The 10,538-nt window shown below is 70.4% G+C and carries 11 protein-coding genes and 1 pseudogene; 9 read left to right on the top strand and 3 right to left on the bottom strand.

The window, feature by feature from the left end:
• Positions 1-194 precede the first annotated feature (194 nt).
• The gene (locus ACIRGA_RS40405) at positions 195-488 is read left to right on the top strand and encodes a hypothetical protein (protein ID WP_400952689.1); all 294 of its coding nucleotides are present in this window, start codon (positions 195-197) and stop codon (positions 486-488) included.
• Between the two features lie 85 nt (positions 489-573).
• Positions 574-1,188 carry a GPR1/FUN34/YaaH family transporter gene (locus ACIRGA_RS40400; protein ID WP_400952687.1) on the top strand — a complete coding sequence of 205 codons (615 nt, stop codon included), beginning with the start codon at positions 574-576 and terminating at the stop codon, positions 1,186-1,188.
• Positions 1,189-1,253: 65 nt separating this feature from the next.
• Here the strand turns inward: ACIRGA_RS40400 and ACIRGA_RS40395 are convergent, their stop codons facing one another.
• Positions 1,254-1,556 carry a hypothetical protein gene (locus ACIRGA_RS40395; RefSeq protein ID WP_400952684.1) on the bottom strand — a complete coding sequence of 101 codons (303 nt, stop codon included), beginning with the start codon at positions 1,554-1,556 and terminating at the stop codon, positions 1,254-1,256.
• Between the two features lie 83 nt (positions 1,557-1,639).
• Positions 1,640-2,710, bottom strand: coding sequence for a DUF5925 domain-containing protein (locus ACIRGA_RS40390; RefSeq protein WP_400952681.1), 1,071 nt, complete (start codon positions 2,708-2,710; stop codon positions 1,640-1,642).
• Between the two features lie 150 nt (positions 2,711-2,860).
• Between ACIRGA_RS40390 and ACIRGA_RS40385 the strand changes: the two genes are divergently transcribed.
• The 4 genes from ACIRGA_RS40385 (at position 2,861) to ACIRGA_RS40370 (ending at position 6,929) form a co-directional block, all read left to right on the top strand.
• Entirely contained in the window at positions 2,861-4,036 is a 1,176-nt protein-coding gene (locus ACIRGA_RS40385; protein ID WP_400952676.1) for an ATP-binding protein, read from the top strand.
• Positions 4,033-5,763 carry a tetratricopeptide repeat protein gene (locus tag ACIRGA_RS40380; protein ID WP_400952674.1) on the top strand — a complete coding sequence of 577 codons (1,731 nt, stop codon included), beginning with the start codon at positions 4,033-4,035 and terminating at the stop codon, positions 5,761-5,763. Before ACIRGA_RS40385 ends, ACIRGA_RS40380 begins: the two co-directional genes overlap by 4 nt.
• Before the next feature lie 35 nt (positions 5,764-5,798).
• The gene (locus ACIRGA_RS40375) at positions 5,799-6,239 is read left to right on the top strand and encodes a hypothetical protein (RefSeq protein WP_037346462.1); all 441 of its coding nucleotides are present in this window, start codon (positions 5,799-5,801) and stop codon (positions 6,237-6,239) included.
• Positions 6,240-6,377: 138 nt separating this feature from the next.
• A complete protein-coding gene (locus ACIRGA_RS40370) occupies positions 6,378-6,929 on the top strand; it encodes a M23 family metallopeptidase (protein WP_400952671.1) in 552 nt (183 codons plus the stop codon).
• A 47-nt stretch (positions 6,930-6,976) separates the two neighbouring features.
• Here ACIRGA_RS40370 and ACIRGA_RS40365 read toward each other — a convergent pair whose 3' ends face one another.
• Positions 6,977-7,420 (bottom strand): hypothetical protein, encoded by a 444-nt coding sequence (locus tag ACIRGA_RS40365; protein ID WP_400952669.1) that lies wholly within the window; start codon positions 7,418-7,420, stop codon positions 6,977-6,979.
• Between the two features lie 173 nt (positions 7,421-7,593).
• Here ACIRGA_RS40365 and ACIRGA_RS40360 point away from each other — a divergent pair, with 173 nt between their 5' ends.
• The 3 genes and pseudogenes from ACIRGA_RS40360 to ACIRGA_RS40350 all read left to right on the top strand — a co-directional run.
• On the top strand, positions 7,594-8,334 hold the full coding sequence (locus ACIRGA_RS40360) for a hypothetical protein (protein ID WP_400952665.1): 741 nt from the start codon (positions 7,594-7,596) through the stop codon (positions 8,332-8,334).
• A 192-nt stretch (positions 8,335-8,526) separates the two neighbouring features.
• Positions 8,527-9,360: a hypothetical protein gene (locus ACIRGA_RS40355; protein ID WP_400952661.1), complete on the top strand. Its 834-nt coding sequence runs from the start codon at positions 8,527-8,529 to the stop codon at positions 9,358-9,360.
• Between the two features lie 95 nt (positions 9,361-9,455).
• Positions 9,456-10,439 (top strand): annotated as a pseudogene (locus ACIRGA_RS40350) (glycosyltransferase); the annotation flags it as partial.
• Positions 10,440-10,538 lie beyond the last annotated feature (99 nt).

Genomic DNA, 10,538 nt, shown 5'->3' with positions numbered 1-10,538 from the left:
CGTGAGGCAGGGGTGCCGTTCTCCATCGCCGGCGGCGTGAAAGCCGACACCATCGCCTCCGTCCGCGAAGCAGGCGCCAAAGTCGCCGTCGCGGGTGGCGCGATCTACAACGCCTCCGACCCCGGCGCCGCCGCCAAGGAACTCAAACAACGCGCCACCCGATAACCCCGGCGTGTGAAAGGAAGGGAGTCGGCGTGGAAAGCCAGAGAGCGGACGCCCGGTCCCGCCGGGCACCGGCCGTACCCGACACTTATTGCTCCTTGATGCTGCAGGCCGCCGGCGTGCTTCGGTTGCGCTACGCGGAATGCAGCCAGGACACCACTTTGTCCCCCGCCGCGGCGAACCGGCTCGCGGACGTCTTCGAGAGTGTCGCGCACGGGGACCCGGATTACGACCAGATCGATCCGAAGGAGGCGATCGCGCTCGCGCATCGCCTGCTCGACGACGACCACCCTGAGCTGTCGAGGATGTGGCCCAGGACCAGGTAAGAGAGGGCGCCGTCCACCGGCCACGCGCGGGCCGGTGGACGGCGGCGACCTCGAGGATCATTCGCAGCTCAACGAGGAGTACACGATGACCACTGCCGTTGCCACCGAAGCCCCCGCCCGATCCTTACCCACGGGCGACCCGTCCCTGATCGGCGTCCCCACCTTCATCGTCGGCGCGACCGCGCTCGGCCTGGTGCTGACCGGCTACGTACCCACCGCCGCCGTCGGCGCCTCGATCGCGATCATCCTGCCCGCGACGGGCGTCGGCCAGCTGGTCGCCGCCGTCTGGGCCGCCGCGCTCGGCGAAAGCGCCGTCGCCGCGGTGTTCGGTGTGTTCGCCGGGTTCTGGATCAGTTACGCCGCGCTGGTACTCGGCCTGATCCACGGCTGGTTCGGCATCACCCCGGATGCCGCGGTCGCGACACAGGGCCTGTTCCTGATCGCCTGGCTGGTCACGATCGTCCTGCTGACCCTGACCACCCTGCGGCTGCCCGCCGCGTTCACGGTGCTGTTCGTGCTGGTCGACGTCGCGCTCGCGCTGGTGCTGTACGGCACGGTGGCCGGCTCCACGGCGGCCACCACCGCGGGCGGGTACGCCGTGTTCGCGTTCACCGCCGTCGGGGTGTATCTGTTCGCCGGCGCGGTATCCGCCGCGACGGGCGGCAAACCGCTGCCGCTGGGCCGTCCGGTCCTGACCTGACCCCGAGTCGTCCTCCCCGGCGCCGGCCGTACGGCGCCGGGGAGGAACGCGGAAGTCCCGGGCCGTCAGCGTCTGCGGGTGGGAGTGCTGCGTCGAGGGGTCGTCGGACGCTGCGCGGTCGTCGTGGTGCGCCGCGTCGTGGTCCGCGTCGTCTCCGGCGTGATCCGGGTCGTGGTGGTGGTCGCCGGGGTCTCCGGCGGCGAGGTCGTCGTCTCCACCAGGCCGGTCGTCGGAGTCGCCGGCGTGGTCGTCAGGGTCGGCTGGGTCGTTGTCGGGGGCACCACCTGCCCGCTCCCCGACCCACCCCCGGCGCACGCGCCGAGCAGCGCACCCGCGCCCATGACCAGGCCGAACCACCACATCCGCATGGCGCGGACCCTAACAGCCCGCGCCCCGCGGAACCGGGCGAACGGCGAACACGGTCCACTTCGTCCAGTGCGCCGAGGCCGTACTACGCCGCGGCTCGCAGCCGATACAGCTCGGCCAGCGTGGCGCCCTCCGCGCCGATCTCCGCACCGGTCTCCGTGCCCAGCCAAGTCGCCGCCTCGTCCCGCGGCAGGCGGCCGATCTCGATCTCCGCGAGGCACCGCCCCGGCCGGACCACCGCGGGGTGCAACCGGGCGACGTTCTCGTTGGTGGTCAGGCAGACCAGGATGTCCAGGCCCTGACCGAGCAGTCCGTCGGTCAGGTTGAGCAGCCGGGACAGGGCCTGCCCGGAGTCGCGTTTAGCGTCCGCGCCGACCAGTTCGTCGCAGTCCTCGAGGATCAACAGCCGCCATTTCCGGTTGTCCGCTCGTTCCTCTCCGAGCACCACCGAGGTCAGATAGCCAGGATCGGTGAACAGGACCTCGGGGTCGAGGACGTTGTCGACCTGGCACCAGTCCCGCCATTCCTGCGCGAGCGCGCGCACGGCGGTCGTCTTGCCGGTGCCCGCGGGGCCGTGGAGGAGGACCAGCCTGCCGGTGACGTCCTGCGGGCGCACCTTCATGAGCGAGTCGAGCGCGGCCACCGCCGACCGCGGGTAATTGTCGCGGATCCCCTGCCACGGCGGCAGATCCATGGTCCTGGGCGCACGCACCCCCGCGCCACCGCACCCTTGCACGTGCCAGAAGCCGACCGGTACGGCCGACTCCGCCGGCGTTCCGGTCCGCGCCGTTCCGAGCGCGGCCGCGAGCACCTCGTCCGCCAGCTCGCCGGAGGTGGCGCAGACGGACACGGTCGCGGCGCCGGCGCGCCTGCGCAGCGCCACGAGTGTCCATCCGGGACCGTGCGCGAGGTGCGAGCGCCGCCCGTCCAGCTCATAGGTCAGATCCGCGCTCACTCCCGGGGGCAGCAGCGTCGCATCCGGTGAGACCTCGGTGATTTCGGCGGCCCGTGAATGCGGTTTCAACCCGGTGATGAACTGTTCCATGCCCAGCGAATTCAGCACGCCCTCCATGGGCGCGTTCCCGGCGAAGAACATCGCGCGGTCAAGGGTTTCGGCCGATGCGGGCTGGGGTAACTCCGTTGTCCTTGCTGTCACCACACCACGGTCCATCCAGTGAGGACGGCGCACATCCGGGACCGTCCCCGATTCACCCCTGACAGGGATCTTGGACCACTTTGCCCGCAGCGATCGCCGGGATGGTTGTCTCTGGGCTGACACTGGACCATTCGGGGAAGGAGACGCGCGGTGAACGGTGACGGCTTCATCGAGGTGATCGCCCGCGAAGTGGAGGCCGACCCGGGCAATCTGGCGCTGCGCGAGGACTTCATCACGCTGCTGCTCGAACAGGACCCGGACCGCGCCGCCGCCGAAGTGACGGCGTTCGAGGCACACGGCGGTGATCCGGCGCGGGTCCGCCTGCTGCGCGCCCGGCTGATGGCGGCGCGGTTGCGGACCTCGAACCCGCCCCCTGCCGAGCCTGTGGCGACCCCGGCCGACGAGGACCGGCAGGACGAGAGCGCCGCGGCTTCGACGTCGCTGTGGGACGCCGAGCGCCCGGCGGTGACGCTGGCCGACGTCGCGGGGCTCGCCGAAGTCAAACGACACCTGGACACCGCGTTCCTCGCCCCGCTGCGCAATCCCGAGCTGGCGGCGGCGTTCGGGCAGAAACCGGGCGGGTCGCTGCTGATGTACGGCCCACCCGGCTGCGGCAAGACGTACATCGCCAGGGCGATCGCCGGCGATCTCGGCGCGTCCTTCCTCCACATGACCCTCGCGGACCTGCTCAGCAAGTGGATCGGCGAGAGCGAGAAGGCGATCCAGAGCGTGTTCCGTCACGCACGCGCGGCGGCACCGTGCGTGATCTTCTTCGACGAGTTCGACGCGCTCGGCGGACGGCGCACTTCCGGTGGCGGCGGGTCGCGGTCGATGCGGATGCTCGTCACCCAGCTGCTGGAGGAGCTCGACGGCGTGGCGGGCGCGAACGAGGGGGTCTACTTCCTCGCCGCGACGAACCGGCCGTGGGACATCGACTCCGCGCTGCGCCGTCCGGGCCGGATCGACAAGACGGTGCTGGTGCTGCCGCCGGACGCGGTCGCCAGGGCGGCGATCGTCCAGGGCGCGCTGGACGGCAAACCCGCCGCCGATGTCGACGTCGTGGCCGTCGCGGCGGCGACCGAAGGATTCTCCGGTGCCGATCTCAGCCACCTGACGACCACCGTGCTGCAGGAGGCGATGGTCGAGTCGATGAGCAAGGGTGAGCTGGTACCGGTCACCACCGAGGCGCTGCTGGCCGCGGCCCGCGGCATCGTCCCGTCCACGACGTCCTGGTTCGACCAGGTGGCGCCGGTGCTGGAGTACGGCGTCGACGACGGCACCTTCGACCAGCTCCGGGCGTACCGGGTCAAGCGAGGAATGCGATGAGCGACACCGACGCCGTGGAGCGGACCCTGGACCTGGCCTGGGAACTCCTCGAAGCGCAGCCGACGCATCCCAAGGTCGCCGAGCTGGCACTGCAGGTGCTCGCGGCCCAGCCGGAGCGGAGCAGCGCGTCGATGGTGCTCGCCTATCACCGTGAGTCCTGCGGCGACGCGGAGGAGGCGCGGCGTCTCTACCTCCGGATAGCCGGTCGCCGCGACAGCCAGTTCCTTTGGGCCGCGCGGGCGCTTCGGCGGATGGCGGCGGCCGAGCATGATCACGCCGAGGCGCTGCGGTGGGCGGACATCGTGCTGGCCGAGGAGCAGGAGGGCTGGGACGACTGGATGGAGCTGGGCTCCGCCCGGGCGCTCTCCGGGGAGTACGAGGACGGGTGGCGCCAACTCGACGAAGCGGTTGCACTGTGCGCGCGGAAGACCCCGGACAAGCTCCCCAAGGCGCTGGGGAAACGCGCGGAGTACCTGCTCGAGAGCCTCGCGCCGACCGACCGGTTCATCGCCGCGGCCGAGGAGGCCATCCGGGCGGACGCGGCGGACGCTTGGATCGCGCTGATGCTCGGCTGGTCCTACCTGGTGCAATACCGGTTCGACGACGCCGAGCGACTCGGTTTGCGGCTGCTGCGCGAGGATCCGACCGAAGAGCTGGCGCAGAGCCTGGTGGAGACGGCCAGGACGATGCTGCGGATCGTCGAGAACGCGCAGGACAAGGACATCAGCCTGGCGGACATCCGCCGCTCCGGTGCGATCGAGATGGCGTGGCGGCAGCTCCGCGACCAGAAGCTCGGCATCGACCTGGCCTCCGCGCTGGCGGCGCTGGAGGAGGTACTGCCCGCCGGCCTGCGTGCCACCTTGCGGCCGGGCGCCTCGATCTCGAAAGAGCCGGACCGCGACCGGATCGGCTCCATGGTCGCGGAGGACCTGGTGGCCTGGCATGACGGCCAGCAGCCCGGCTCCGGCGCCGCCTGGGGCCTGGCGGAGCCGTTCCGCCTGATGTCGGCGGCCGAGATCATCGCCATGGACGCCGAGATCGACGCCGACCAGGAGGGGCACCCGGACTGGCCCGAGAACGAGATCTGGGAACAGGTGATGACCGACGACGCCGGGGCGTACCTGGTCGCCGTCGCGTTCGGAGCGCTGGTCAAACGCCGGCCCGGACAGCCTGACGAGCCCGTCGCCGGCTCGATGGCCGACTGGATCTGGGACCGGGTGGCCGGTTTCGGCGGGCGCGACCCGCGTCCGGCACCCGCGAAGACGAAAGAGCTTCCGTCCGATCAGCCTTCGGTCCCCGGCACGTCGCTGGCCGGCACCATCACGACGATGTACGACGCGCTGGACGCGTCCGAGCAGTCCGCGGCGTTCACGGAACTGCGCGGGCTCTTCCCCGGCATGACCGTCCGGCGCACCGAGCTGGCCCCCGACATGCCGAGTGCCGACGGAGTCAACATCGTGGCCCTCGACGGGCGGGTGAAGCGGGTCACCGTCGATGTCGGGCGCTGCCCGAGCGCCGGCCGGGTGATCTCCGGGCTCGACCTCGCCGGGTACCGCCACCAGGCCGACGACCATCTGCGGGCGAACGGCGTGCTCGCGCGGGACAGCTGGATGAACCGCGCCGGCGGTGAGACCACGGTCGGCTACGACCTCGCCGGGCACCGGCTCGGTTTGGTGTGGGGAGCCGGGAAACTCGTGCGGATCTTCGTGGCCGCGGCCGATGGGTAGGGCGGCAGGTCCGTGCCGCAGGCTAGGTTGACCGGGTGAGTCTCCTCGATGATGTGGCCGAACGCGACGGCTGGCGCTGCTGGGTGTGCGACGAACCGGTCGACCCGGACATGTCCGTGAACGACCCGCGAGGGCCCAGCGTCGACAGCCGGACCGCGGACCGGAAGGCCAAGATCGCCGAGCGGCTCGCGCACCGCGGGTGCAACACCCGCAAGGGCGCGGTCAAGGTGGTCATCGCCTGGCCGGACCGGCTTCACGTGGTCGAGCCCGCGCCGCTGATCACCGTCGCCGGACGGCTGGAGCGCAAGGGAGGCCGCGAAATGGTGGCCCGTTGCCCGACGAAGCAGGACGCTCAAGAGGCGGCGGATTGGCTCGTGGACCGCTTCTCCCGGCTGGTGCCGGGATTGCCGGTGACCGCCGCCGTCGAGCCGGGCGGCGGCCAATTCCTCGTCATCCTCGCCGCCGGCCGCCGCTGAGCGCTTCTGTCCTCATAGGACATCTCGCCGCCTTCGCGCAAGCCCTGAACAAACCATTGTCCGAGCCGTGGCCTGCCTGTTTAGTCAGGGACGCCCTGCCGGCAGCAGGGTGTTGATCGCAGGAAAGCGAGGGACACGATGAGCGGAAAAGCGTTACCGCGCAAGCTGGTCACGATGGCGACAGCGGTACTGACGGCGGCCGGTATCACGATCACCGGCTCGGCCACGGCTTCGGCCGCGGACTACTACTACGAACTGCCGTACCCGGCCGGTGAGGCGTACACGGTCACCCAGGGACCGGAGGGAACCTTCTCCCACACCGGCCCCTACAACGAGTACGCCTGGGATTTCGCACTCCCGGCCAACTACGAGGTGTCCGCCGCACAGGGCGGCCAAATCCTCGTCTCGAACTGGTCGCCGTACTGGCAGAACGGTATCGAGGTGATCATCCGGCATTCCAACGGCGCTTGCACGCATTACGCGCATCTGAACCGGGCCCTCTACAACGCGGGCACCTGGGTCCCGCAGGGCCGGGTCATCGGCTGGTCGGGCAAGACCGGGGCGGCCACCGACTATCACCTGCACTACCAGGTGACCGACTGCTCCACCCGCGTCGGTCTCCCCTCTTCCCTCCAGGGCTGGACCCCGCCGACCGGTTCCGGGCCGGTCAGCGTCAACACCAGGGCCTGAGCCCCGGATCCGGCAGGACACCCGTGGCGCCGCGGGTGCTCCGCCCGTCAGCCAGCCGTCTTCGTGATGGTGATGCGCGCCGAGCCGGTCTGTTCGTCCTGCACCAGGATCTTCACCCCGTTGCCCTCGTAGCGGACGATGGCGAGGTTCGCGTTGTGGGTGTCGGCATAGCCGAGGCCCGGCAACGTCTCCGCGTAGAAACTCTTCGCGCTCTCGGTGTCCACTCCGTCGATCCGGAACGACACGACGGTGTCGCTCGCGGTGGGATTGGGCGCCGTACCGCCCGGCGGCAGCGGGAACTCCGTCAACGGCCAGCCCGCGGGCATCGGGTACCCCGAACCCGTGGCCGACGGTGTTCCGGCCGGCGCTTGGCTCGATCCCGCGCCTGCCGCCGGAGCGGGCGGCTGCGGATCACCACCACAACCGGCGATCGCCAAGCACGCGAACAGTGCGGCCAGCACCGGCATCGAAATCCCACGCTTTTTCGTCATGGCGGAAAACTACCTCGCACGGTCACCGCGCCGCCGATCCGACACCTCACGGCGCAGAACTTGAGACCAAGGCGACAACTTCACCCGAAAGTGGGCAACGTACCGCATTTCATCGGTATTTCATCCGCGCTCATTAGCGTTCGGCTCGGCAATACGACAGTGGGGAGAAACCGATGAAAAGAACCGGAGCGCGTTTGCTCGCGACCGCCGTCCTGTCCGTCGCCACCCTGGCCGGCGCGATCGCCGGTGCGGGAGCGGCGCAGGCGGCATCCGCCCGACCGGACGGTCCGTGCGGGCCCGTCATGTTCGTCGTGCCGGGATATCAGGACGGCGGCGCGCAGAAACTTCTGGACCGGGGACTCGCGCCGGGCGGCGCCGACCCGGTGCGCATTCCGTATCCGAACGGCGCCGGGGACGTCAATCTGTACGCCGACGTCGACGCCGGTGTCGCCAATCTCCGGACCGCGCTCTACAACCTCTATGTCACCTACGGCTGCGACCTCGAAACGAAGGTGTACATCGTCGGCTTCAGCCTCGGTGCCCTCGTCGCGGGCACGGTGCTGGAAACCGAGCCGCCCGGGCGGAACATCCAGGGTGTGCTGTTCGCCGACGGGCGGCGCCAGCCGGTCGAGTCGAACTGGCCGGGTGACCCAGGCGGGCTGATCGGGCATCTGCCCGTTCCCGGCCCCGGCGGCGCCGGATTCCGGCCGGTGGATTCGTTCCGGTATCCGACGCTCAGTCTGTGCAACGGCCCCAACGCGGCCGGTGGCGCGGATCTGATCTGTTTCGGCGGCACCAATCTGGACAGCTACTTCAGCTCGCACCCGTATTACAGCTTCGAAGTGGGCAACGAGCTGAACATCCACGGCGAAGGCCCGTACCCGAACAACCTGCGCAACCGCGTCATCCCGTAACCCGCTTCGCCGCCTCCCCGGCGGGCCACGCCGGGGAGGTTGCGCGGCCGGTCGAGGTCGTGCCCTCGCGGACACGGCGGTCCGGACCTTCGGGCAACCCTGCGCCGCACCCGCGTTTCGAAGCAACCCCATTCCGCTCCCGGCGTCTTCCGAGACAAAGCTTCGAACAATGGATGCGAGAGGGGCGCTGAAATGAAACTCAACGCGAAGAAGACGATCAAAACCGCCATTGTCGGCGGGGCACTCGCCGCCACCGCACTTCTTTCCGCGTGCAGCGGGAACAATGTCGCGGGAAATGGTTCTCCGGTGAAGAACGCGGCCGTCGAACAGGCACAGACGGGCGGCGGCCAGGGGGCGGCCGCCGGCGGTTCCGAGAGCGAGACCTCCACCGGCGACGTCAACTGCAGCAAGCACGGTGGCCAGGTCGGTGCGCCCGGACGGCCGAAGATGGACCTGATCGCGGTGGCCGCCACCGACGGCACCACGCCCGGTTGCACCGAGGCGTACAACGTGATCACCGAGTACTACGAGAAACTTCCGCAGGCCGAAGGCCCCGGTGAGCGGGTGCTCGACGTCCAGGGCAAGTGGACCTGCGCCCGCCTGACGGAATCCGGGACCGAGGTGACCTGCGGCGTGCCGAACAGCTCCCTGCAGCTGGAGACCAGGGCCGCGGGCAAGGCGCCCGTCGAGCAGAACCGCAAGTTCCCGAACTCCACCCAGCGGGTGCAGTTCACCGGCTACGACGCGAATCTGCGGATGGTCCGCTTCCAGCTGATCACCGGTCAGGCCGGCCCGGTCGACGGAAAGACCTACCGGCTTCCGCTGCAGAAGGGCGGCGAGGTGTTCAGCGCGGCCACCCTGTGCCCCGGCGAGTCGGTCACCATCGACGACGAGGGCTACGGCAGCCTGCCGTGCGGCCAGGACCAGCTGATCCAGCAGCTGCGGGAGGGCAACCCGGTGCTCGCGCAGATCAGCGTGAACGGCGCCGACCAGATCAGCACGGTCAAGGAGATCTACCGCCCCTGACCAGGGGAAAGCAGGCAGGCGGCCGGCGCGTCCGGCCGCCTGCTTTCGCGCCGGATCTCAGATGTTCCGACCATCTGGTGCTAACATCTCGGAACATGCGAGTCCTCTTCGCCAGCCTTGCGTCGGCCGGCCACACCTATCCGCTGATCCCGCTCGCGATCGCCGCCAGGGACGCCGGGCACGAGGTGTGGTTCGCCGCCGGCGAGAACGTCCACCCGCCACTGCTCCGGAACGGACTCCGGCCGTTCCGGCCGTCGGACGCGTTCTACGAGATCTACGCCGAAGACCTCGAGCCCGAACTGGCGCGGTTACGGCCCGACCTCGTCGTGCACGAATGGGGACAACCGGGGGTGGCCGTCGCCGCGGAACGCGCGGGAATCCCGGGGCTCTGGCACGGTTTCGGCCGCATGTTCCCCGACGGGATCGGGCTCGAGCCGCCGACGCACCCCGACCGGCCGCATCTCGACATCTGCCCGCCGTCCTTGCAGGACAAGAACTTCCTCGCGACGACCGAGCGCGTCGAACTGCGTCCCGTTCCGTTCTCCGAACCGGCGGTGCCCCCGTGGCGGTTCGAAAAGACCACGCGACCGCTGATCTACCTGACGCTCGGCACCGCGTTCGGTACGCCGGAAGTCCTCACCACGGCCATCCGGGGATCGGCCTCGCTCGGCGCGCACGTGGTGGTCGCCTCGGGGCGGATCCGCCCGGAGGACCTCGGCGCCTTACCGGACAACGTCACGGTGCGGGCCTGGATACCGCAACCGGATCTGATGCCGCACGCCAACGTGGTCGTGCACCACGGCGGCAGCGGCACGACACTCGGCGCGCTCGCCACCGGCGTCCCGCAACTGCTTCTCCCCCAGGGAGCCGACCAATTCGCCAACGCCGACGCGCTGTGCGCCGCGGGGGCCGCACTGAGCCTTCAGCCCGGCGAGTTGAGCGTGGAAGCCGTCGCCGCACACACGCGGACTCTGCTGGGGCACAACGCCCATCGCGACGCGGCCCGGGCGATCGCCGAGGAGATCGCCCGGATGCCGTCACCCGACGAGGTCGCCCGCACCCTGCCGGAATGGGCACGGGCCTCGGGGGGGGGGGGGGGGGGGGGGGGGGGGGGGCGCGCCCCCCCCCCCCCCCCCCCCCCCGCCCCGGGGCGGCCCGGGGCGCGCGGGGGGGGGGGT

It is taken from the genome of Amycolatopsis sp. NPDC102389, from assembly GCF_044765885.1.
Lineage (GTDB): Bacteria > Actinomycetota > Actinomycetes > Mycobacteriales > Pseudonocardiaceae > Amycolatopsis.
The sequence above is the reverse complement of the archived record's forward strand: the minus strand, read 5'-3'. Positions and strand labels throughout refer to the sequence as shown.